This window comes from Cryobacterium sp. TMT4-10 (assembly GCF_004403275.1).
Classification (GTDB): Bacteria; Actinomycetota; Actinomycetes; order Actinomycetales; family Microbacteriaceae; genus Cryobacterium; species Cryobacterium shii.
In genome coordinates this window covers 1-22,822 of the sequence record NZ_SOGU01000058.1, presented here as the reverse complement: position 1 = coordinate 22,822, position 22,822 = coordinate 1, and the positions used below count along the sequence as shown (strand labels likewise).

General features: G+C 70.9%; 21 protein-coding genes. 6 read left to right on the top strand and 15 right to left on the bottom strand.

Features of this window, described 5'->3' with window-relative positions; translation table 11 throughout:
• Positions 1 to 110 precede the first annotated feature (110 nt).
• From ahcY to E3T42_RS09075, 4 genes are all read right to left on the bottom strand, one after another.
• Positions 111 to 1,598 carry an adenosylhomocysteinase gene (ahcY, locus tag E3T42_RS09090; protein ID WP_134402882.1) on the bottom strand — a complete coding sequence of 496 codons (1,488 nt, stop codon included), beginning with the start codon at positions 1,596 to 1,598 and terminating at the stop codon, positions 111 to 113.
• Positions 1,599 to 1,757: 159 nt separating this feature from the next.
• Positions 1,758 to 3,242: an amino acid permease gene (locus E3T42_RS09085; protein ID WP_134365115.1), complete on the bottom strand. Its 1,485-nt coding sequence runs from the start codon at positions 3,240 to 3,242 to the stop codon at positions 1,758 to 1,760.
• Positions 3,243 to 3,407: 165 nt separating this feature from the next.
• The gene (gene manB / locus E3T42_RS09080) at positions 3,408 to 4,910 is read right to left on the bottom strand and encodes a phosphomannomutase/phosphoglucomutase (RefSeq protein WP_134365114.1); all 1,503 of its coding nucleotides are present in this window, start codon (positions 4,908 to 4,910) and stop codon (positions 3,408 to 3,410) included.
• Positions 4,907 to 5,140: a DUF3499 family protein gene (locus E3T42_RS09075; RefSeq protein ID WP_134365113.1), complete on the bottom strand. Its 234-nt coding sequence runs from the start codon at positions 5,138 to 5,140 to the stop codon at positions 4,907 to 4,909. The genes manB and E3T42_RS09075 overlap by 4 nt, the downstream gene beginning before the upstream one ends.
• Positions 5,141 to 5,184: 44 nt before the next feature.
• On the opposite strand from E3T42_RS09075, the gene E3T42_RS09070 reads away from it, so the two are divergent.
• Together E3T42_RS09070 and E3T42_RS09065 are read left to right on the top strand one after the other, a co-directional pair.
• Positions 5,185 to 5,637, top strand: coding sequence for a metallopeptidase family protein (locus tag E3T42_RS09070; protein WP_134365112.1), 453 nt, complete (start codon positions 5,185 to 5,187; stop codon positions 5,635 to 5,637).
• A 196-nt stretch (positions 5,638 to 5,833) separates the two neighbouring features.
• Complete coding sequence (locus E3T42_RS09065; protein ID WP_134365111.1) at positions 5,834 to 6,514, top strand: hypothetical protein; 681 nt, start codon at positions 5,834 to 5,836, stop codon at positions 6,512 to 6,514.
• A gap of 217 nt (positions 6,515 to 6,731) precedes the next feature.
• Here the strand turns inward: E3T42_RS09065 and E3T42_RS09060 are convergent, their stop codons facing one another.
• Positions 6,732 to 8,126, bottom strand: coding sequence for a glycosyltransferase family 87 protein (locus E3T42_RS09060; RefSeq protein WP_134402881.1), 1,395 nt, complete (start codon positions 8,124 to 8,126; stop codon positions 6,732 to 6,734).
• 119 nt (positions 8,127 to 8,245) lie between these two features.
• On the opposite strand from E3T42_RS09060, the gene E3T42_RS09055 reads away from it, so the two are divergent.
• Complete coding sequence (locus E3T42_RS09055; protein ID WP_241975953.1) at positions 8,246 to 9,520, top strand: molybdopterin-dependent oxidoreductase; 1,275 nt, start codon at positions 8,246 to 8,248, stop codon at positions 9,518 to 9,520.
• Positions 9,517 to 9,987: a hypothetical protein gene (locus E3T42_RS09050; RefSeq protein ID WP_134365108.1), complete on the top strand. Its 471-nt coding sequence runs from the start codon at positions 9,517 to 9,519 to the stop codon at positions 9,985 to 9,987. Before E3T42_RS09055 ends, E3T42_RS09050 begins: the two co-directional genes overlap by 4 nt.
• Here the strand turns inward: E3T42_RS09050 and E3T42_RS09045 are convergent.
• Genes E3T42_RS09045 through E3T42_RS09035 form a run of 3 tightly spaced genes read right to left on the bottom strand, consistent with a single transcriptional unit; the run spans position 9,936 to position 11,943 of the window.
• Positions 9,936 to 10,640: a bifunctional 2-polyprenyl-6-hydroxyphenol methylase/3-demethylubiquinol 3-O-methyltransferase UbiG gene (locus E3T42_RS09045; RefSeq protein WP_134365107.1), complete on the bottom strand. Its 705-nt coding sequence runs from the start codon at positions 10,638 to 10,640 to the stop codon at positions 9,936 to 9,938. The two genes, E3T42_RS09050 and E3T42_RS09045, sit on opposite strands and share 52 nt — an antisense overlap.
• A complete protein-coding gene (locus E3T42_RS09040) occupies positions 10,637 to 11,278 on the bottom strand; it encodes a DUF2064 domain-containing protein (RefSeq protein ID WP_134365106.1) in 642 nt (213 codons plus the stop codon). Before E3T42_RS09040 ends, E3T42_RS09045 begins: the two co-directional genes overlap by 4 nt.
• Positions 11,275 to 11,943, bottom strand: a complete 669-nt coding sequence (locus E3T42_RS09035) for a glycosyltransferase family 2 protein (protein ID WP_134402879.1) — start codon at positions 11,941 to 11,943, stop codon at positions 11,275 to 11,277. The genes E3T42_RS09040 and E3T42_RS09035 overlap by 4 nt, the downstream gene beginning before the upstream one ends.
• A gap of 120 nt (positions 11,944 to 12,063) precedes the next feature.
• On the opposite strand from E3T42_RS09035, the gene E3T42_RS09030 reads away from it, so the two are divergent.
• Positions 12,064 to 12,813, top strand: a complete 750-nt coding sequence (locus tag E3T42_RS09030; RefSeq protein ID WP_241975951.1) for a response regulator transcription factor — start codon at positions 12,064 to 12,066, stop codon at positions 12,811 to 12,813.
• Entirely contained in the window at positions 12,813 to 13,976 is a 1,164-nt protein-coding gene (locus E3T42_RS09025; RefSeq protein ID WP_134365104.1) for a sensor histidine kinase KdpD, read from the top strand. The genes E3T42_RS09030 and E3T42_RS09025 overlap by 1 nt, the downstream gene beginning before the upstream one ends.
• Before the next feature lie 185 nt (positions 13,977 to 14,161).
• On the opposite strand, the gene E3T42_RS09020 is transcribed toward E3T42_RS09025, so the two are convergent.
• The 7 genes from E3T42_RS09020 to E3T42_RS16730 all read right to left on the bottom strand — a co-directional run bounded on the left by E3T42_RS09020 (position 14,162) and on the right by E3T42_RS16730 (position 22,630).
• Positions 14,162 to 15,226 carry an NAD(P)-dependent oxidoreductase gene (locus E3T42_RS09020; protein WP_134365770.1) on the bottom strand — a complete coding sequence of 355 codons (1,065 nt, stop codon included), beginning with the start codon at positions 15,224 to 15,226 and terminating at the stop codon, positions 14,162 to 14,164.
• Complete coding sequence (locus E3T42_RS09015) at positions 15,223 to 16,236, bottom strand: MTAP family purine nucleoside phosphorylase (RefSeq protein WP_134402878.1); 1,014 nt, start codon at positions 16,234 to 16,236, stop codon at positions 15,223 to 15,225. Before E3T42_RS09015 ends, E3T42_RS09020 begins: the two co-directional genes overlap by 4 nt.
• Before the next feature lie 71 nt (positions 16,237 to 16,307).
• A complete protein-coding gene (locus E3T42_RS09010; protein ID WP_134402877.1) occupies positions 16,308 to 17,765 on the bottom strand; it encodes a DUF5719 family protein in 1,458 nt (485 codons plus the stop codon).
• On the bottom strand, positions 17,755 to 20,907 hold the full coding sequence (locus E3T42_RS09005) for a glycosyltransferase (protein ID WP_134402876.1): 3,153 nt from the start codon (positions 20,905 to 20,907) through the stop codon (positions 17,755 to 17,757). The genes E3T42_RS09010 and E3T42_RS09005 overlap by 11 nt, the downstream gene beginning before the upstream one ends.
• Before the next feature lie 88 nt (positions 20,908 to 20,995).
• Complete coding sequence (locus E3T42_RS09000) at positions 20,996 to 21,316, bottom strand: WhiB family transcriptional regulator (protein WP_134365766.1); 321 nt, start codon at positions 21,314 to 21,316, stop codon at positions 20,996 to 20,998.
• A gap of 143 nt (positions 21,317 to 21,459) precedes the next feature.
• Complete coding sequence (gene galE, locus E3T42_RS08995) at positions 21,460 to 22,434, bottom strand: UDP-glucose 4-epimerase GalE (protein WP_134365765.1); 975 nt, start codon at positions 22,432 to 22,434, stop codon at positions 21,460 to 21,462.
• Between the two features lie 49 nt (positions 22,435 to 22,483).
• On the bottom strand, positions 22,484 to 22,630 hold the full coding sequence (locus E3T42_RS16730; RefSeq protein ID WP_160141052.1) for a hypothetical protein: 147 nt from the start codon (positions 22,628 to 22,630) through the stop codon (positions 22,484 to 22,486).
• Positions 22,631 to 22,822 lie beyond the last annotated feature (192 nt).

Here is a 22,822-nt window from a genome sequence, read left to right as displayed (position 1 = left end):
TGCGGCTTTCCGCACCTGTGGGGTACGTTTGAATACATTACGGTCCCCCGGCGGGCCCGTCAAAACCAGTGCAACCCCGGGCGTGTCACGCCCCGCGGCCGGCGGCTTGATCAGTAGCGGTACTGGTCCACCTTGTAGGGTCCCTCGATCGGAACGCCGATATACGCGGACTGCTCCGGGGTAAGAACGGTGAGCTCCACGCCCAGGGCGTCGAGGTGCAGCCGAGCCACCTTTTCGTCGAGGTGCTTCGGCAGGACATACACGCCGACCGGGTACTTCTCCCGGTAGCAATGCAGCTCGATCTGGGCCAGGACCTGGTTGGTGAACGAATTGCTCATCACGAACGACGGATGCCCGGTGGCGTTGCCCAGGTTCATCAGTCGCCCCTCGGACAGCACGAGCACGCTGCGGCCGCTCGGCAGCCGCCATTCGTCGACCTGCGGCTTGATTTCGATCCGGACCGTACCGTCGAGGGACTCCAGCGCGGCCATGTCGATCTCATTGTCGAAGTGGCCGACGTTCGCGATGATCGCGAGGTGCTTCATCCGGAGCATGTGCTCGGTCGTGATGACGTTGAAGTTGCCGGTGCCGCTGACGAAGATGTCGATCTGCGGGGCGACGGATTCGATCCGGGCCACCTGGAAGCCGTCCATCGCGGCCTGCAGGGCGTTGATCGGGTCAATTTCGCTCACGATCACCCGCGCGCCCTGGCCGCGGAGGGCCTCGGCGGCTCCCTTGCCCACGTCGCCATAGCCGGCCACGAAGACCACCTTGCCGCCGATCAGCACATCGGTGGCGCGGTTGAGCCCGTCCGGCAGCGAGTGACGGATGCCGTACTTGTTGTCGAACTTCGACTTGGTGACCGAGTCGTTAACGTTGATCGCCGGGAACAGGAGCTGACCCGCGGCAGCGCGTTCGTAGAGCCGGTGCACTCCGGTGGTGGTCTCTTCGGTGACCCCGGTGAGGGCCTCGGCGATGCGGGTCCACCGGTCGGACGAGGTCTCGAGGGAGCGGCGCAGGGCGGCGAGGACGACCCCGTATTCGTGGCTGTCGGCATCCGTCGTAACCGGCACGACGCCGGCCAGTTCGAACTCGCGGCCCTTGTGCACCAGCATTGTGGCGTCACCACCGTCGTCGAGGATCAGGTTCGGCCCTGACCAGGCCTCTCCCGCGGCGGCGGCTTCGGCGCTCCAGTCGAAGATCTGCTCGGTGCACCACCAGTATTCCTCGAGCGATTCGCCCTTCCACGCGAACACGGGCACACCGGCCGGCGACTCCGGCGTGCCGGTTGGGCCCACCGCGATGGCGGCGGCCGCGTCGTCCTGGGTGGAGAAGATGTTGCAGCTGGCCCAGCGCACCTGTGCGCCGAGGGCCACGAGGGTCTCGATCAGGACGGCGGTCTGCACCGTCATGTGCAGCGACCCCGCAATGCGGGCTCCGGCGAGGGGCTGCGACTCCGCGAATTCGGCGCGCAGGGCCATCAGCCCCGGCATCTCGTTCTCGGCGAGACGCAGCTGGTGCCGCCCGGCCTCGGCGAGCGAGACGTCAGCGATCTTGAAGGCGGACACTGTGGACGATGAAGGCGACACGGCAGTCATGCCACCATCATGCCATTACCCGCCTGCGGAATGCCGCTGACCAATTCGACGGAGATTTTGCGCCCCGGAGGGCAAAAACCAGCAAAACAGGCTGATTTCGGCAGAATCTCCGTCGAATTCGTTCGGGCGGGCGGGGAGTGCAGGACGGGTGGGCGGGGGCTAGACCGGCTGGGCGACCTCGTCGCGCTCCGGAGCGCCGGCCGGGTCGGCGGCGGGGAGCTTGGAGGCGGGTGCGCCGGTGTGCGGCTTGCCCTTGTCCGCGCGGTACTTCCACAGGCCGATGCCGACCACGACGGCCGCCAGGGCCAGGCTCATCAGGAGTTCCATCCGGGTGCGTTCCAGAATCGCCATTCCCACCAGGAGGGCGACGATGCTGCCGATCGCGAACCAGGTGAGGTAGGGGAATGCCCACATCTTCAGGGACAGGCGGCTGGCCGCCTCCGCCCCCATGCGTCGGCGCAGGACGAGCTGCGAGACCGCGATGACGAGCCAGACCAGCAGTGCGATGGCGCCGGAGGTGTTCACCAGGTAGAGGAAGACGGTATCGGGGGCGAGGTAGTTGAGGCCCACCGTGATGAACCCGACGAGGGTCGAAGCCAGCACCGCGCCGCGCGGCACGCCGCTGACGGACACGCGCGACCACGACTTGGGCGCGTCGCCGCGGGCGGAAAGCGAGAAGATCATGCGGCTGGCGGTGTAGAGGCCCGAGTTGAGGCAGGACAGAACGCTGGTCAGCACGATGATGTCCATGATCGTTCCGGCCCCGGGGATTCCGTAGAGCTCGATCACGGCGACGTAGGGGCTCTTGGCGACGGAGGCGCTGTCCCACGGGATGAGGGTCACGACGACCGCGATGGAGCCGATGTAGAAGACGAGGATGCGCCAGACCGTCGACTTCACGGCCTTCTTGACGGCGTCAACGGGGTTCTCGGACTCGCCGGCGGCGATCGTGGCGATTTCGGCTCCGAAGAACGAGAACACGACCACGAGCACTCCGCCGAGGACGGCGCCGCTACCGCTGGGGAAGAACCCGCCGCGGCCGGTGAGGTTGCTCAGTCCGGGCGCCTCCACCCCGGGCATCAGGCCGACGATGGCGACGACGCCGAGCACGAGGAAGACGGCGATGGCCGCCACCTTGATCGAGGCGAACCAGAACTCGAATTCGCCGAACATCTTGACCGAGGCCACGTTGGTGAGGGTGAGCAGGACCATCAGCAGCAGAGCCCAGACCCACTGGTCGATTTCCGGGACCCACCGGTGCACGATCGCGGCTCCGGCCGTGGCCTCGATGCCGAGCACGATGATCCAGAACCAGGCGTAGAGCCAGCCGATGCTGAGCCCGGCCCAGCGACCGAGGGCCTTGTCGGCGTAGCTGGAGAAGGATCCGGTCTCGGGGTGGGCTGCGGCCATCTCGCCGAGCATCCGCATCACCAGGATCACGACGAAGCCGGCGGCGGCGTAGGCCACCAGGATGCCCGGTCCCGCCTGCTGGATCGCGGCGCCGGAGCCCACGAACAGCCCCGCTCCGATCACCCCCGCGATCGCGATCATCGACAGGTGGCGCGGCTTGAGGGTGTGCTTGAGCTCCCCCGCGCCGCCCGCCGTTTTCGTGGTGGTGCGGTCAGTCTTCGGCGAAACGTCCATGTGACTCCAAGATCCTTGTATTCGTTCCCCGCGCAGCGCGGGGACGGGCGGGCATCCGTGAGGATGCGCCCGGGCAAACGTATGTCAGGTGCCGGCAGCCCCCAAACGACACGCGCAGCCCGAAACGCAGTCGTAACCTCAAGCCGCGAAATCACCGGCCGGGAATCACTCGCCGCGGATGAGGGCCAGGACCTCGTCGCGCACGCGGATCATCGCCGCCGGGGTGGCCGCCTCGACGGTGAGGCGCAGTAGCGGCTCGGTCTGGGACGGGCGCACGTTGAACCACCAGAACGGCTCGTCGGCGCTGGTCATGCCGGTGACGGTGAGGCCGTCGAGTTCGTCGAATTCGGCCACGCCCGTGTAGGCCTCGACGATGCCGGCGTAGGCGTCCGGCAGGTCCTCGACAGGGCTGCTGATCTCGCCCGACCGGGCGTACGGCGAGAATTCAACCGCGAGCTCCGACAACGGATGCGCCTGGCCCCCGAGTTCGGCCAGCAGGTTCAGGGCCGCGAGCAGACCACTGCCGGAATCGCAGAATTCGCGGAAATAGTAGTCGGCCGCATGGCCGCAGCCGAAGACGGCGCCGTCGTCGCGCATCCGTGCCCGGAGCAGTGCGGGAGCGGACTCGGTGCGCACCGGAATCGCCCCGGCCGCCTCGATCGTCTCCGGCACGCGGAGGGAGACGATGAGGCTGTGCGCAACCAGGATGTCGGGCGCGGTGTCGGGCGCGGCCACCGGACCGGGACGACGTGCGCGCTCCCGGGCGATTGCGCGGCGGGCCAGCAGCGCTCCGATCGCGGAGGGATCCACCAGCACACCGTTCTCTTCGATCACGACGCAGCGTCCCGCGTCGGAGTCGAAACCGAGGCCGAGGTCGGCCGCGTTGGCGACCACGGCGTTCCGCAGGTCGACCAGGCTGCCCGGATCGAACGGGTCGATCTCCTGCGGCCGACCCTCGGCGTCGGCGCCGGCGTCGAAGGACAGCGGGATGACGGTGATCGGCAGCGGAGTTGTCCCGGCTGCCGGGCTGGAGCCCGGGCCGGAGTCGGTGCCGAAGACCGCGGGGATCGTGACGGCGGCCGCCCCGTGGCCGGCGTCGACCACGACCGTGAGGGGGCGGATGCCGGCGAGGTCGACCAGGGCGAGCAGGGTCGCCGCGTAGTCCGGGAGCAGATCCACCTCGCGGAGGCTGGCGGGCGAAGCCACCGGCGCCAGCCCCTCCGCCAGGTAGTGGGCCGCGCGGTCCAGGACGGCGTCGAGCCCGGTGTGGACTGTGAGGTCCTCGGCGCCCGCGCGGAGGAAGCCCAGGCCGACCGCGCCGTCCGGGCCGGGACCGGCGGCGATCATGATGGCGGGGGTGGCCAGACGGCCCGAAGCGAAGCGGGCCAGGTCGGTCGGGCAGGCTCCGAGATCGACGATCGTGGCGCCGCGGGCCTGAACGCCACGGACCACGGCCGCGGCTAGTTCGGCCGGAAGGCCGGCCCGGTCGTGACCGAGCAGGACCTCACCGGCGCCCGCCTCGCCGGCGTCCATCTCATCGACGAACGCGGCGGCGACGGCTGCGACCAGGTCCGCCGCCAGCAGCTCCCCCGTCTCGTCGCGCAGGCCGTCTGGCCGGGCGACGGCATCGAGGCGGGCGCGGGCATCGTCGATCCTGTGAGTGGTCATTCCGCACAACCTAGCGCGGCAGCGTCATCCGTTGCTCGGCTGAGCCGGATCATCTGCCAGCCCTGCGGGGCGGAGGTGAGCCGGGCGTGACGGACGCACAGGTCGAAACTGTGCGGTTCACGGCGGAGGGACAGCGGGCCGAGAACGGCCATGGAGTCGGCGTAATCGAAGGTGAGGGTCGCGGCGGACTCGTCCGGGCAGGCGACACGGGAACAGGGCCGGAATGACATTGCCCTCAGGCTACCCGTTCATCCAGCGGAACTAGGATGACTATATGTCCCGTCCTCGTCGTTCGGCCGCGCAGACGCCGGCACCCGTGCAGCGCGGCCGCGGCCGCGACCGGCACGGCCGCGGCATCCGCAGCTCTGCCACCGGCCCGTACCTGCCGCCGCTGCAGACCCGGATCGACACCTTCGACATGACCGTCGCCTCGACCGTCGACTACCTGCGTTCGGTCTGGCCGGACGAACTGGCCGATGCCCGGTTCGAGGTCGCAGCCGGACCCGCGACGGTGATTCCGGGGGTCGGCGTCGAGCGCTGGGCCGTGTTCCCCCAGGAACGCCGCATCGTTCTCTACCGGTTGCCGATCCAGCGCCTCAGCCGCCTGCACCGCAACGACGACCTGCACCGGCGGATGGTGATCGAGAGCTGCGTGTTCCGCGCAATCGCCGAGCTGCTCGGCAAGGATCCGTGGGACCTGGCGCCCGACCGGTTCCGCCACTTCTAGACGCGGCCCCGCCGCGCATCAGCACGCGCAAGTCCGCACGCGGCCGAGGTTGTCCTCGGCCGCGTTTTCTGTGCGCCCGGCCGGATCGGGGCCGCCTCGAATGAATTTCAGATTGAACCAAACCGTTTCATGGGTGGGGCCGAACCAATGTCAACACCAAGACAGCGACACCCACCCAGACACGAAGGATCACATCATGCGTTCATTCACCAAGGCCACTCTCGGCCTCGCCACTGCCGGTCTTCTCATCGCCGGGCTCGCCGCCTGCTCGAGCAGCGCCGACGCCAAGACCCCGAAGTCGTCGACGGAGTCGTCCTCTTCCGCCGAGGCCGCGCCGAAGGCCCTCGCCTCCATCCCCGCCCTGACCGGTGTCGACACGGCCGTCCTCCTCGACGCCGACTTCGCGGCAGCCCTGACCAGCCTGGGCCTCACCCCCGGCACCGTGGGAACCGCGACGTTGACCGACGGCAGCCTGCACTTCCCGATCACCGGTGGGAACGTGGACTACTACGACCCCGAAGAAAGCTACCGCCCGTTCGTTCAGGGCTCGATCGAGCACGAGGGTTCCGGCTTCTCGCTGACCGGCGGCGACACGGTGGTCGAGCTCACCAACTTCACGATCGACCCCGGCACCAGCAAGCTGTTCGGTGACGTGAGCGTCAACGGTGCTTCGGCCGCCACCCAGGTGTTGCTGTTCAACCTCTACGGCGGCACCCTCAAGCCGCTCCAGATGGACGGCGACAACGCCATCCTCGAGGGCACCACCGTGCACATCTCCGCTGAGGCGGCCGGCCTGCTGAACGACACGTTCAAGACGGATGCCGTCGCCGACCAGCTCCTGGTCGGGATCGCGAAGATCACGGTCGCGACCAAGTAGCCGCCGGCACACACCGGCATCATCCGGACGGGCCCGCCGCGCATCTGCGCTGCGGGCCCGTTCTTTGTGTGCCTGATGGGAGTCGGTGGCGCTGAATCCGCACTCACTCACCGCGTCGCGGCGCACCTTGTGGGAGCGGGCGCAGGTTCTACCGTGCGCCGGCTGCCACAACCTGCGCCACGAACCACTGACCGGCTCGCGGGAGGTGTGGACCGGCTCAAGCAACGGGTCGGGGCGGACGAGTGACCGGGCGGATCCGGCGTTGGAACACCACGGGACCGGCCCGGTACATCGTTATGGCCACGATCAGCACGACGGCCGCCGCGAGGGCGACCCGCGTCACCGGCAGCGACGGCACCAGCAGCCGCAGCGTGAGGGCCAGCGGAACGGCGAACCACTCCCAGCGACCGCTGAGGGCGATGAACGGCACGAGGAGCAGGGCGTACCAGGAGTACCGCGGAGACAGGATCAGCAGCGCGCTGCCGATCATGACCAGCTGACCCAGCCAGGGCCGGTCCGGATCGGTTTTCCAGATCACCAACACCGCGATCACGGCCAGCACCGCGCCCGCGACGATGATGGCGGAGCCGCCGGGGGCCACCAGAGAGATCAGGGCGAAGCGGGTTCCGTCTTCGTAGCCTTCCTCGGAGAGGTAGCCGGGCAGGTAGCCGAGCACGCCGATGCCGGTGGTGAGCACGTACGGCACGTAGAGCAGCAGGAAGGTGAGCATGGCGGCCACGGTGACCTTCCAGCCCTGGCGCCGGAGCATGGCGGGCGCCGCGAGCACGGGGATCAGCTTGGTCGCGATCGCCGCGCCGAGGGCGATCCCGCCGCCCCAGTAGCGCCGGGTGGACACCAGGAACGCCGCGGCGAGTGTGAAGACCACCCCGAGCATGTCCACGTGGGAGTTCGTGATCGCCTCCGTGGCCACGAGCGGGCACCAGGCCCAGAGCGCGGCGTGACGCTGGTCGATGCCGCGGCGGCGCATCCCGGCCAGCAGCATCCCGGTCGTGCCGACGCTGAGCAGCAGCCCCGTCAGTTGCAACGGCCAGTACTGGGCGTCCGGGCCGGTGAGCGCACGCACGCCGGCGAAGTAGATCTCGGCGGCCGGCGGGTAGATCGTGGGCACGCCGGTGCGGTTCAGCGCCGAGCAGAGGATGTCGCCGGACGGCGTCTTGTGCGCGGTCTGGATGCGTTCGCCCACGCACACGGGCGTGCCGGCGTCGGTCGTTTCCGCCGCCGGGAACAGCCAGCCGGGGCGCAACGGGTCGAGCCGGTCGTCGGCCGGCGTGTAGGCATACGGTGAGATGCCCGCGGTGGCGACTACGCCGTCCCAGGCGTAGCGCGCCGAGTCGGTGCTCGTATTGGGCGGGCCGATCATGGCCGCGGCCCCGATCACGGCCGAGCCGGCCAGGATTAGCACGACCACGGCCCGGCCCCGCACCCCGCGCAGGAGCAGCACGGCGAGCGCGAACAGCAGCCACAGCCCGGCGGTGCAGATCACGAGAGGAACCGTGTCGCGACCGGGCGTGAACAGGTCGTACGCGAGCACGCTGAAGCCGGTCAGGGCCGCGCTGGCGGCCAGGATCACGGAGATGACAATGATGCGCACCCTGCAATCCTGCCGGAGTCGGGCGCAGGCATCCCACCGGCCGGCTGCGCGTCACCGGACCGTAAGGATTGCGCCGCCTCTCCGGGCGCCGCGGATGATGCAATGGAACCATGAGGCGAATGATGTACGAGGCACAGCGCTCGCTGGCGACCCCGTCGCGCAATCCACGGATGGCGGTCGTGATCGGCCGGCTGCTCGGCGTCGCCTTCATCGTCTGTTTCGGCACCGGCGTGTACAGCCACTTCCTGCAGGAACCACTCCCGTGGATGAGGTTCCCGACCCGACCCGCGCTGCTCTACCAGTTCAGCCAGGGCACCCACATCGTGGCCGGCATCGCCTGCTTCCCGCTGCTGCTCGCCAAGCTCTACATCGTCTTCCCCGAGCTGTTCGCGTCCCCGCCGGTGAAATCGTTCCTGCACCTGCTCGAGCGAGCGTCGATCGCCCTGTTCGTGGGCGCCTCCCTGGTGCAGATCACGATCGGCCTGCTCAACACCTACCAGTGGTACCCATGGCCCTTCCCGTTCCGTGAGGTGCACTACGCCCTCGGCTGGGTGCTGGTGGGGCTGCTGGTGCTGCACATCGGCATCAAGCTGCCGATCATCACCCGGTTCTGGAGCGCCCGGCACGAGGCAGAGCGCGAGGCGACGGATGCGGCAGGCGCCACGGAGGCGCCCGGCGCGGCCGACGCCGAGGCGGCCCGACTCGAGGCCGTCCGGCTCTGGGGCAGCCGCCGGCCGTCCGGGGTGACGGGGCGCCTGCTGGCCTGGATCGACGCCACGCCCGCGGCCCCGACCTCCGTGAGCCGCCGGGGCTTCCTGACCGCCGTGGGAATCGCCGGCGCCGCCGTCGTGGGGCTGACCGCGGGCCAGACGTTCGCGCCGCTGGACGCGCTGAACGTGTTCGGGCCGCGCAAGAAGGGCGTCGGCCAGCAGGGCGTCCCGGTGAACCGCACCGCCCAGAAGGCCGGGGTGACCGCGTCGGCCACCGCCGCCGGCTGGGCGCTCACCCTCGCTGCCGGCGGGGTGGAACGCAGCTTCAGCCGGGCCGAGCTCGAGGCCATGCCGCAGACCGAGGTGGAACTGCCGATCGCCTGCGTCGAAGGCTGGAGCCAGCTGGCGGTGTGGCGCGGCGTGCGCCTGCGGGACCTGGCCGACCTGGTCGACGCCGACCCGGACGCATCCTTTCGCCTGACCAGCCTCGAACAACGCGGCAGCTTCCGCCGCACCCAGATGGGACCGGAATACGTGCGGGACCCGCTGACCCTGGTGGCGCTCGAGCTGAACGGCGAGACGCTCGACCTGCAGCACGGCTACCCGGCGCGGATGATCGCCCCGGGCCGGCCCGGGGTGCTGCAAACCAAATGGCTGAGCCGGATCGAGGCGATCACCGCATGAACACCGAAATCAAGCGGATGCGCGTGGCCCGCACCGTGCTGATCCTGATCGGCACGGCGGGCCTGGTCTTCGGCCTCTACGTGCTGTTCGACACCGTGCGGATCACCCGCCTGCCCGGGGTCGCGCTCTGGATCGGCGCGGCGATCGTGCTGCACGACGCCGTCCTGGCGCCCGTCGTCTTCTTCCTCGGCCTGCTGCTGCGCCGCGCGGGACACCGGGCCACGGGAACGATCCTGGTTCTCGTGCAGGGCGCCATCGTGGTCGGTTCGATCATGACGCTGATCGTGGTGCCCGCGATCGTCGCCCAGGGCCTCAGCCCGAACAACCCGAGCATTCTTCCGCTCGACTACGGCCGAAACCTGGCCCTGTTCTGGGCGGCCCTCGCCCTGGTCACGACGGTGTGGGCCGGCCTGCTCTACGCGCGCAGCAGGCGGGCGAACCAGCGGCCGTCCAGCCGCCAGTCCTGAGCGACGACAAGGCCGGCCGCCCCGGCGCGGTCCCGGAGGGCGTGGATGCCGATCTCCGCCCAGGGGAACACGGCACTCCGGCCGCCCGCGGAATCCTCGATCATGCCGAGGTAGCTCTCGTCCCTGGCCGCGTCGTGGCTCAGCTCGACCAGCAGCGCGCCGCCCGGCGCGAGCAACTCGGCGCACCGCGTGAGCAGAGCGGATGCGTCGCCGCCGATTCCGATATTGCCGTCCACGAGCAGGGCCGCGGCCCAGGCGCCCTCCCGCGGCATGGGGTCGAAGACGCTGCCCTGCAGCACGGTGAGGCCGGCGTCTGCGGCCATCCGCACCGCCGTCGCCGAGACGTCGATGCCGAGGGCGGGCAGGCCGCGCCCCATGGCGGCCCGCACCATCCGGCCCGGACCGCAGCCGATGTCGAGAACCGGGCCGGTGACTCCGTCGAGCAGGCGCTGGTCGGTGTCGTCGGCGTCGGCGCTCCACCGTCCGGCGTCGATTGGCGAAGCCTCGGACGCGCTGCCCGGGCGGGCCCGGCGCAGGTAGAGCACGTTGTCATTGTTGCGCAGCGCGGCGGCATAGGGCTCGGCTCCGCCGGCCCCGAAGGTGGACGGCGGGGCCGCCCACTCCTCGTCGAGTCGTGCGGCCAGGAGCGTCATCGGAGGCCGTCCTTCGTGCTGGCGGCCATCATGGCGTTCAGGGCTGCGGCGAACCGGCCGGTCGGCGCGATCTCCGCAACCGAGCGGGCGTCGTCGATGGTGTCCACGTCGGTGAGTGTCGGCAGCAGGCTGACGCGGAGCCCGGCATCCGTCAGCCGTGTCAGCTGGAGCGCGCCGGTGTCGCCCCGGGACATCGGCACGCCGCGGATCAGGTCGCCGCTCGGGTCGTTCAGGGCGAGGGTCCAGAAGCCGCCGTCGTTGGCGAAGCCGAACCAGGCGTCCACGTCGTCGGTCCAGTCGGTGAAGACGGGTTCGAGCAGGGAAGAGGTGAGCTGCGGGGTGTCCATGCCGACCAGGACGGTGGGCCCTTCGCAGGCATCGAACACGGCGGCGAGCCGCACGTCGAGGGTTCCCTGCGACTGCGGCAAGATCTCATACCCGGCCGCCGCGGCCGGCGGGATCACACCGTCGAAGGCCAGGATGCGCCGGGTCGCGGGCAGGGTGGCGAGCGCCGCGAGGGTGTCGTCGAGGCTGGCCGCGGCCAGCACGGCGGCCTGCTCGAGACTGAGCGGCGGGTGCAGGCGGGTCTTCACGCGGCCCGGCAGGCATTCCTTGGCGATCACGACGATGGTCGTCATCGGCGCGTCTCCCGGAGGAGGGCCGACATGTCGTTGATCGCGGTCAGGGTGCCGCGCACGGTGCCGGTCACCTTGCTGCGGCCGACCCGCGGGGAATAGGTGGTGTCGACTTCAAGGATGCGCCAGTTGGCCTCCGCCGCCTTCAGGAACATCTCCAGCGGGTAGCCGCTGCGGCGGTCCCGGAGGTCGAGGTTCAGCACGGATTCGCGGCGCGCGGCCCGCATCGGGCCCAGGTCATGGATGTTCACCCCTGTTATTCGGCGCAGACGCCAGGACAGACTGGAATTGGCGAGGCGCGCGTGCAGCGGCCACGATTTCGCGGTCACCGGCCGGCGCCGGCCGAGCACCAGGTCGGCGGTGCCGGCTCGCACCGGGTCCACCACCAGGGGCAGTTCGGAGGGGTCCATCGAGGCGTCGGCGTCGCAGAACGCGATCATCGGCGCGGTGGCGGCGAGCAGGCCCGCGTGCGCGGCCGCCCCGAAGCCGCGGCGGGTTTCGTGCACCACCTGCGCGCCGGCCGCCGCGGCGATCTCGGCCGAACCGTCGGTCGACCCGTTGTCGACGACGATGGCCCGGTATCCCTCCGGCAGGCGCGAGAGCACCCAGGGCAGGGCGGCGGCTTCGTTCAGGCACGGCAACACGAGGTCCGTGTGGATCACAGTCATGCATCGACACTAGGGCGGCGGCCTCGGCCGAAACGCCCGAAGAGATTACGGAGTGAGGAACAAACGGCACTGAAGGCACCGGCCCGGCACGCCCGGCGCCGCCCGCCCTATCCTGAAGTCGTGCCTTCCTCCCTGCCCCCCGGCGATTCGCGCTCGATCGCACCGACCCCACGCCGCATCCTCGTCGTCGACGACGACCCGACGGTCTCCGAGATCGTCTGCCGCTACCTGCGAGCGGCCGGGTACCTGGTCGAGGAGGCGGCGGACGGGCTGGCCGCACTGGAGACCGCCGAGCGACTGCGGCCCGATCTGGTCGTGCTCGACCGGATGCTGCCGCTCGTCGACGGCATCGAGGTGTGCCGCCGCATCCGTTCGGACTGGGAGATCCCGGTAATCATGCTCACCGCCCTCAACCAGGAGGAGGACCGCATCGACGGCCTGGAGGCCGGCGCCGACGACTACCTGACCAAGCCGTTCTCCCCCCGCGAGCTCGTGCTGCGGGTGCAGTCGGTTCTGCGGCGCAGCGTCTCCGCGGTCGTGCCGGCCGGCCTGGTCGTGGTGGGCGACTTCAGCCTCGACGCCCTCGCCCACGAGGTGCGGTTGCGCGGCGAGCCGCTGGTGCTGACCTCCCGGGAATTCGACCTGCTGGCCTACCTGATCGGGCGCCCGCACCAGGTGCTCAGCCGCGAGGACCTGCTCCGCTCGGTCTGGGGCTGGGAGTTCGGCGACCTGTCCACGGTCACCGTTCACGTGCGCCGGCTGCGCGAGAAGATCGAGGCCGACCCGGCCGCGCCGCGGCTGCTGAACACGGTCTGGGGGGTCGGCTACCGGTTCGACCCGGTTCCCCTGGCCCTGACGGGACGGTCCTGATGACACCGGACGTGCTCCTGGCCGTCTCCCTGTTCGCGCTGGCCTGCGCGGTCGTCGTGGGCGCGGGCGGCCTGCTCTCCCTGCGGCTGCTGGCCCGGTCCTCGCTCGTGCTGCAGCTCATGGTTGTCGCCCTGGCCACGGTGGTGTCGGTGGTCGGCGGGATGGCGGTGGTCGCCTCCCAGATGTACGTGTCCCGGCACGACCTCACCGTGTTCTACTCCGTGGCCGGAGTCGCCGGGCTCGTGTCGCTGATGATGGCCGCGGTACTCGGACGCCAGCTGGCCCGGGACAGCCGCACCCTCCGCTCGGCCGCGGCGAGTATCGGACGCGGGGAACGCATCGCCTCTACCGACCGGCAGAGCAACACCGAGTTCACGGCGCTGGCCGGGGAGCTGGCCGCGACCGGGGAACGCCTGGCCGAATCCCGGGCCCGCGAGAACCGGGTGGAGGAGTCACGGCGGGAACTGATCGCCTGGATCTCGCACGATCTGCGGACGCCGCTCGCGGGCATCCGTGCCATGGCCGAGGCTCTCGAAGACGGGATGGCCGAGGACCCGGAGCGGTACTACACGCAGATGCGCGGGCAGGTGGACCGGCTCACCGGCATGGTCGACGACCTGTTCGAACTCTCCAAGATCCACTCCGGAACCCTGCGCCTCCGCCTGGAACCGGTGTCGCTCTACGACCTGATCAGCGACACGGTCGCCGGCCTGTGGCCGATCGCGCAGGCCAAGTCCCTGGATCTGCGCTTCGCCGGCGAGATGGGGCTGACCATCCTCGCCGACCCGCGCGAATTGTCCCGGGTGGTCGGAAACCTGGTGATGAACGCCATCCAGCATTCCCCGCCTGGCAGCCCGATCGTGGTCTCGGTCACGGAGAGCACCGCCGACCGCGCGCTGATCTCGGTGACGGATGCCGCGGGCGGCATCCCGGAGCAGGACCTGGGCCGGGTGTTCGAGGCCGGCTGGCGGGCCAGCGGTCCGCGCACCCCGGCGGCCGAGCCCCTCGGCTCCGGCGGCGCGGGCCTCGGCCTGGCCATCGTTCAGGGGATCGTGCAGGCCCACCGGGGCGAGGTTCGGGTGCACAACGTGGCGAATGGATGCCGGTTCGAGGTGCTGTTGCCGCAGCATCCGGTCGCGGCGGCTGGCCGGGCGGCGCACTGAGCCCGGTTGCCCGTCGCTTCGCGGCGGGTGGGCGACGGCGGCGGGTGTCCGGGGCTGCTGGCCGGTGTCCGTCCCTGACGAATTCGACGGAGATTCTGCCCGGATCCGCCCCGGATACGCCATAAGAGCCGTTTTACAGCAATATCTCCGTCGAATTGGTTCGGCCCGGGGCGGGGGCCGGGGGGCTACCGGGTGACGGCGGCGCGCAGCGGCGCGGTCGCGAACGCGCGCATGCCGTCCTCGAACGAGACGGACGGCGCCCAGTCGAGTTCGCGGCGGAGCCGTTCGGAGGACGCCGTGATGTGCCGCACGTCGCCGAGCCGGAATTGCCCGGTGACGACGGGAGCGAGGCCCTCGGTGGCCCGGCTGAGGGCCGCCGCCATCTCGCCGATCGTGTGCACGACGCCGCTGCCGACGTTGAACGGACGGAACGTGGACGGCTCCGCGCATTCGGTCCAGTCGAGAGCGGCGAGGTTAGCGGACGCGACGTCGGCCACGTGCACGAAGTCGCGGCGCTGGCCGCCGTCCTCGAACACGCGCGGGGCCTCGCCGCGTTCCAGGGCCGAGCGGAACAGCGACGCCACGCCCGCGTAGGGGGTGTTCTGCGGCATCCCCGGTCCGTAGACGTTGTGGTAGCGGAGGGCCACGGCCCGGCCGCCGGTGGAGCGGGCCCACGCCGACGCCAGATATTCCTGTCCCAGCTTGGTGCTCGCGTAGACGTTGCGCGGGTCGAGCGGGTCCTCCTCGGAGACGAGCACCGGTTCGAGCCGTTCGCCCGTGGCCTGGTCGACCGGGTCGAACACGCCCCGGAGCAGGTCGGCCTCACGGCGCGGCCCGGGGCGGGTGAAGCCCCCGGCGCCCCGGTAGCTGCCCTCGCCATAGACCACCATCGAGGAGGCCAGGACGAGCCGGTCGATCCCGGCCGAGGTCATCCCCGCGAGCAGAACGGCCGTGCCGACCTCGTTGCTGTGCACGTAGTCCGGGGCGTCGGCGAAGTCCACACCGAGGCCGACCTTGGCGGCCTGGTGACAGACGACATCCGTGTCGCGCAGGGCGAGGGCGACGACGGATGCGTCGGTCACGTCGCCGACGATCACGTCGACCTGGGCGGGCAGCACCGGGAGGCCCCCGTGCACATCGCTGCGGAGGGAATCGAGCACCCGCACCTGCCAGCCCCGGTCGAGGGCGGCCTGCACGATCGCGCCGCCGATGAAGCCGGCGCCGCCCGTGACGAGCAGTCGCCCGGTCATTCGGCGACTCCGGCCGGGACGGCGGAGACCGGGACGGCGGAGACCGGGACGGCGGAGACGGGGACGACGGGGACGACGGCGTCAGGGACGACGGGGACGGACGCGTCGGTGCTGGCCGGGAGGTCGGCGGCCGAACCGGGCCGGCGATCGAGCACGGCGCGCACGTGTTCCGGGGCGATCAGTTCCCGCGGCGCGAATTCTTGCGGCAGGGCGCGCAGGATTCCGTCGATCGCGGCCAGGATGCGCGGCTGGGCGGCCCGGAGACGCGTGAAGACCAGGCCGGCGGACACGGCGTCGGGGTCGGCCGCGCCCGGGTCATCGGCGGCGGGGGCCAGCCCGGCGTCGGCGTCGGTGACGAACGAGAGGTTCACCATGCCGATGTTGAGCTCCGCGGCCAGCACGACCTCCGGGTACTGCGTCATGTTGACGGTGTGGGCGCCCGCGGCGCGGAACCACAGCGACTCCGCCCGGGTCGAGAACCGGGGCCCCTGGATCACGACGACGGTGCCGGTGGGCGCGAAGTCCTCGTCCTGGGCCGTGAGCGCGGCGATGGCGAAGCGCCGCAGTTCGGGGTCGAACGGGTCGGCCGCGGCCAGGTGCGCGACCGTGCCCCGGTCGTAGAAAGTGTCGGCGCGCCCAGTGGTGCGGTCGATGAACTGGTCGGTCACGACCAGCAGCCCCGGCGGGTACTCGGGGCTGACGCCGCCGACCGCCGAGGAGGAGATGATGGCCGTGACGCCCAGCGAGGCCAGCGCCCAGATGTTGGCCCGGTAGTTGATCAGGTGCGGCGCCACGCTGTGGTCGCCGCCGTGACGCGGCAGGAACGCGACGCGACGCCCGGCTCGCTCGCCGATGGTGATCGACGACGAGGTGGGGCCGTAGGGCGTGTCGATATCGACGGACACCACCGTGCCGGCGTCGAAGAGCCGGTAGAGGCCCGATCCGCCGATGACTGCGACGCGCACCTCGTCGACGGAAGGTGGGCGGGAAGGGGTGGACGACTCGGTCACGGATGTCTCCAGGGGTTCACGAACACGTCGGTTCGGTTTGCCGGTGCCGGGCAGGGGCCGCCGGATAGTGGCTAGTGCGAATAGACGCGGATCGGTGCGGCCAGGGGTCCGGCCTGACTCAGCGGGAAGGATGCCATCAGGCCGTCCCCCGCGTAGGTCACCGACGCCACCGTCGAGGAGCCGCCGGACACCACGTAACTCCCGCCGGCGGTGAGAGGCAGGGTCGCCGTGCGACCCTCGGCGACGTCGACCGTGGCCGGCTCACCCGAGCGGGGGCTGACCGTGTAGGTGGCGGCAGAGCCGCCGGTGTTCACGAGCACGAGGGTCGGAACCGGACCGGAGGCGACGGAGACCAGGAACTCCTCGTCGAGGGTGTCGGAGGCCGTGAACCACGCGAAATCGCGGCCGGCGGCCCCGGCGGACGAGCTCTGGGCGGCGGCCACGATCGGCTGGTCGGACACCAGGGCGGCCGAGTACATGCCGGGGGCGAGCCCGGTCAACGGCACCTCGGTGGTGAGGCCGGGCTGCACCTCGATCTGAACCGAGGTTCCGGGCGCCGAACCGTCGGCGCTCGTGACCCCGACCTCGACCGTGGCCGGCAGATCGCCCGGCACGAGGACGCGCACCGACGGGACGCCGTCGGCGAGGCCGCCGGCCTCGGTGGGCGCGGCCTCGGGAGCCTCGGCGGTGATCAGCAGGCCGGCGATGGTCTGGGTGCGTCCGGGGCCGGACGAGGCGCCGAACACGTCGACTCCTCCCGGCGCGATGCCGCGCACGATGCTCTGCTGGAGGTTGGCCGTGACCTGCCCGCCTCGCGACTGCACGTGCACCACCGGCGACCGGAGGTTCGGGGCCAGTCCGGCCAGGGAGACGATCCGCTGCGAGCCGGACTGAACGAGGATGCCGGTCGAGCCGGGGGCATCCACCTGGCCGGTCTCGCCGAACACGGTCAGGTCCACCGTGGCCGTGACCGTGGTGGGGTTGCTCAGCAGCACGAGGCTGGTGCGGCCGATGTCGGTGGAGCCGCCGACCAGCCAGCTGTCGCTGGCCGCCTCGGAGCACGCGGCGATGGCGAGGCCGCCGAGCGTCTCGCTCGCCACGGTCTCGGACTGGCTGCCGGACACCAGCGGCGCCGCGTCCGCGCCCGCCTCGACCGGGACGCGCAGGAGCAGGGGCCCGCCGTCGATGTCGCCCTTAGCGTTGTCGGGGGCGGTGAGAGGCGAAACCTCCGGGTCGGTCCAGCCCGCGCCGGACGCGACCGACCGGGTGGCATAGACGGCCTCGGCGCTGCCGACGGAGCTGGCGGCCTGGGCCTGGGTCGAGTCCTCCGCGAGCGTGAGGAGCGGGCCGGGGCACACCCGCTGCTGCTCGCTCGGCGTCGGCGACACGAGAACGGAGGGCGGGGCCTTTTCGAGGGTCGGCCAGGGCACGACGGCCGCCGCACCGACGCCCGCGACGACGATGACAAGGCCGACGGCGCCCACGAGCGCGCGCGCACCGAACAGGGCGATTCCGCGTTTACTGAGCAATGTGCTCCTCCTCCTGGAGGGTCGCCGTCTCGGTGGTGCCGGGGTGGCCCGTTGTGTCGGCGGTGTTGACGGTGTTGACGGTGTCGGCGGTGTTGACTGTGTCGGCGGTGTTGACTGTGTCGGCGGTGTTGACTGCGTCGCCGGCGTCGGGCGTGGCGGACCCGGATGCCGCGGCATCCGTCGGAGCGGTCGGAGTCACCGTCTCGGCCGTGCGGGGAGTCGATTTCCGCCTCCCCGGGGTTCGGGCGGTGCGCTTCTTCTCCTTGGCCTTCTGTTTGGCCCTGGCCCTCGCCGTTTCGCGGATCGCGTCCCGGCTGGCCTGCCGCACGGCCTCCGGGCCGGCGCCCGTGGGGATGGACAGCAGCACGGTGGCGCCGATGACCACGGCGGCCACGAGCAGGGAGATGACGCCGAGCGGGCCGCCGGGGTGAGACGGGATCGTGCCGTTCGGACCGGCGCCGACGACGGTCTCGTCCCGCCAGAGCCGGCCGAATGCGGTGTCCCCCACCGGCGACAGCGCCGCGTTGCCGTCGAGCGCAGTCATCGTGCGGCCGGCGGTCTCGGCCGCGGCCGGGGTGACCGGGGCCTCGGAACCGGGACCGGCGGGCGTGACGGCGGCCGGGCGGAGCAGCACGAAACGGATGCCGAAGTCCGCCAGGCCCGCCGCGGTGTCCAGGCCGCTGCGTGAGGCGAGGTTTCCGGCCAGGTCGGCGAGTTCCCTTTCCTTGCCGCTGAGCGTTCGATCGGTGCTGCTGAGGGTGGACTGGGCGTTGAGGGTCGTGCCGGGACCTCGGACGATGGTCGCCAGGATGCCGCCATCGGGCTGCGGCACGATCTGCAGGGTGCCGACGCGGGCATCCGTCTGGGCCTCGGCGCTGACGAATGCGGGCTGGGTGCGGTCGATACCCTCGCGCACGACGCTGGTGCCGAGCGGCAGGGCCGCGACCAGCGGCGCCACCACGATGATCAGGGCGACGACCGCGGTGACGGCCGGCGCGACGGCGAACCGGCGCAGTCCGCGGAGCGCGAAGACGACGGCGCCGACCAGTCCCAGCCAGTAAAGGCTGAGGCCGGCTCCGGGCCAGATGCTCGGGGTCTGGGCGCCGATCGAGGACAGCTGGAGGCTGCCGGCGGCGACCGCCGTGGCCAGCCCGAGCAGCGCGGCCAGGAGGGAGAAGGCGGCGCCGCGCGCGCCGTGCAGGAAGAGGGAGAGGCCGCCGAGGACGGCGAGCGGGATCAGCAGGACGGGCACCAGGACGGAGGCGTGCACGCCGGGCAGGCCGAGCATTTCGAGCAGCGGAGCCCAGCCACCGAGTTCACCGGACGGGAAGCCGAGGAGCAACTGCCAGCCGGGAACGCTCGGGCCCGGCACGGGCACGCCCGGGTCGGCCAGCAGGGCCAGCCAGGTGCCACGAAGTCCCTGGTCCAGGATCAGCGGTGCCGCGAGGGCCAACGCCGGCAACGGGATGCCGATGAAGCGCATCACGCTGCGGCCGCTGACCAGCACGGTGATCAGCCAGGCGGCCAGGAGCGCCGGTGTCAGCGACGGCGCGCAGGCCACGATCGCCGCGAACAGGAGGGCGGCCGAGCCGGCGGCCGACCAGGAGCGGGCCGCCGCGAAGCCCGCGAAGAACAGCCACGGCAGAAGCAGGTGCACCAGGATCGCGGCCGGGCGGCCGGCGGCGATGGCGCTGAGGAAGGTGGGCGCGAGAATCCAGAGCACGGCGGCGACGGCGCGCAGGGACGCGCGCTCGGTGAGGCGGCTCGCAGCGAGCCAGGCGCCGAGCGCGGCCAGGGGCAGGGCGAGGAAGTAGAGGAGCACCAGGGAGAAGGAAGGTGCCCAGAAAGTGAGCGAGCCCAGCACGGCCAGAACCGCGGCGAACGGGTCGGCGGCACCGACGAAACCAAGCCCGATGTCCCGCCAGCCGTAGCCGACGCTGCCCCAGAGCTCGGCCAGGGAGTCCGACAGGGGCAGCAGCCCGCCGCCGGTGAGGGTGCGGGCGCCCAGGAGCGGCGCCAGGAGCACCACCCCGGCGATCGCGGCCGCGAGCACGGTCCAGGCGCCGCCGCCGGAGAGGAATCGGATGTCCGGACGGTCTCCGCGCACGCCGGTCACACTGGCTTCGCGCTTGAGCGCGTGGCGACGGCGCACTTCGGCCGAGGAGACGCGCAGGGACGCGATCGATCCCCAGCCCAGCTTGCGGGTGGCGGCGAACCGGCGGCGCGCCGCGCTGACGCGGATCCCGCTGAAGGCCGCCGCGAACGCAGCCGAGAACTCGCCCAGGATCGCCCCGGGTTCCTTGCGCAGCAGCTGCCCGATCGACCGGAGCAGCGCCAGGGGAACCAGTGCCAGCCAGTGGACCGGGATCGTCCACGCCGGGGCGTAGACGAGGCGGCGGTGGAGCTGGGCGGCCCGCATCGCGCGCAGCCGCTTGCGGCGGGCACGCCCACGGGAGGACCCGCTCGTGCCGGCGACGCCGTCTCCGGCCGTGGCGATCCGGGCCGACGCGACGCCGGAGACCCGGTAGCCGGCCATGCGAACGCGCACGCAGAAATCGAGGGCGTCGTCCGCGGAGGGCAGGGCGGGGTCGAAGCCGCCCAGCTGATCCCAGACGGTGTGGCGCACCAGCATGCCGCCGGCGCTGACCGCGAGCACGTCGCCCATGCCGTCGTGCTGCCCCTGGTCGAGCTCGCTCTCCACCAGTGTCACGGTGGAGCCGCCGGGGGTCATCGATTGACCGAAGTTGTGGATGTAGTCGCCGGCGTGCCAGTCCATGACCTTCGGTCCGGCGACGGCGACGGATGGTGCGATCTCCAGTTCCCCGAGCAGCGCGGCCAGCGCACCGGGCTCCGGGGCGCTGTCCTGGGCGAGCAGCCAGAGCATCTCGCCGTCGGACGTCGGCGGCGGAAGGATCCGCGCGGCCGTCGCTATGGCCTGCCCGAAGGTGAGGTCCGCGCCCGCGGAGATGATGTGGGTCGGCCCGAAGGCGGCCAGCAGGTCGGCCGTCTTGTCGGAGGACCCGCAGTCGACCGTGATCACCACGTCCGGTTGGCGCGTCTGGCGACTCAGCGCCTCGAGTGTTCTCTCGAGGTGTTTCGCGCCGTTCCGGGCGACAAGGATGGCCGTGACTCTCGCATGCATATCGACCCCAGCCTAGGTCGGATCGGGCCCGGTGAGGCTCAATTGCGAAGGCGAGCCCGAAATCCGTCGCCCCGGATGCGGTCTCGGGTCAGCTCGCGCGCTTGCGCAACTTGCGGCGCTCGCGCTCGGACAGGCCGCCCCAGATGCCGAATCGCTCGTCGTTGGCGAGCGCGTACTGCAGGCACTGGGTTCTCACCTCGCACGAGGAACAGATCTTCTTCGCATCGCGCGTCGACCCGCCCTTTTCCGGGAAGAAGGCCTCCGGGTCGGTCTGCGCGCAGAGCGAGTCCGACTGCCACGACAGCGGATCGCCGTCGCTGTTTTCCGTGCGAACCCCGGGAACACCCAAACGGACAGGATCGATGAACCAATCCTCGGGTACCCCGGAACGAGAATCTGATAGCGCCATATCGTCTCCCACCCCACTGCAAAATGTGCCCAAAATTACGCTAAGCCCTAATTACAGCCGTGTAATTCCCTGCCGTCAAGTCGCAGATAGTAAACCCTCAATATTTGCTGGAGGGTTTCGACTCGCCCAAGAGCGAAAATCGATCAGGATTGCGGGGCGGATGCGGCCTGCCGGGACCGCCAGGCGCTCTGCACCATGTCCTCGAGGGTGTGCCGCATCATCCACTGCAGGTCGCGTGCCGCCAATGCGCCGGAGGCGACGATGCGATCGGGGTCGCCCTGCCGGCGCGGCCCGATCACCGGGGCGAAGTCGATCCCGGTCACCGCGGCCACGGTGGTCATGATCTGGCCGACCGAGACGCCGTCGCCGCTGCCGAGGTTGTAGACGGGCAGCACGGGCTCCCCCGCGTCCAGGCGCCGGGCCGCGGCCACATGCGAGACGGCCAGGTCGGCCACGTGGATGTAGTCCCGCACGCAGGTGCCGTCGGGGGTGGCATAGTCGTCGCCGTTGATGCTCGGGGTGCGGCCGTCCATCAGGGCGTCGAAGACCAGGGGGAACAAGTTGTGCGGGCTGGTGTCGCGCAGTTCGAGCGCGCCGGAGCCGACCACGTTGAAGTAGCGCAGCGCCGTGTAGCGCAGACCCGCCGCGACGGCCTGGTCGCGCAGCAGCCACTCGCCGATCAGCTTGGACTCGCCGTAGGGCGACTCGGGGCTCTTCGGGGTGTCCTCGGTGACCAGGTCGGCGTGCGGGGTGCCGTAGACGGCCGCGCTGGAGGAGAATACCATCCGCGGGACGTCGGATTCCTGCATCGCCGAGAGTAGGACGGCCATGGCCGTGACGTTCTGTTCGTAGGTGTGCAGCGGGCGCTGCACGGAGACTCCGGCGTACTTGAAGCCCGCGACGTGCACGACTCCGGTCACGGAGTGTTCGGCGAAGGTGCGCATCAGCAGATCCCGGTCGAGGAGGGTGCCCTGCACGAACGGGACCGAGGCCGGCACGAACTCGACGTGCCCGCTGGAGAGGTCATCGATGACGACGACCTCGATGCCCTCTTTCAGGAAAGCCCGCACAATGTGGGAGCCGATATAGCCGGCGCCGCCGGTGACAAGCCACGCCATCTGAACCTCACAGGATCGGGCGGCAATCGCGCATTGCCGCGCCTTAACCCTAGCGCGAGCGCGGCAGATCCTCCGGGTGGATGTTGCGCCCGGCCAGCTCCTTGCGGCCGTAGCCGTCGGCGCCCAGGCTGTGCAGAGTCGCCAGCACGGCCCACAGCATGAGGGCGCCGAGTACCAGCAGAATGATGATGGTCATGGCAGAAACTCTAGGTATTGCGACTTTCTGCTGCGAGTGGCACGATTGCCAGAAATCGACACATTCCTGCCAAAAGGGGCAGTGGCTGCGGGCGCCGGCCTTGCCGGCGGGTGTGGCTGCGGGTGCGGCTGCGGCTGCGGCTGCGGCTGCGGGCTGCGGCTGCGGGCTGCGGCTGCGGCTGCGGCTGCGGCT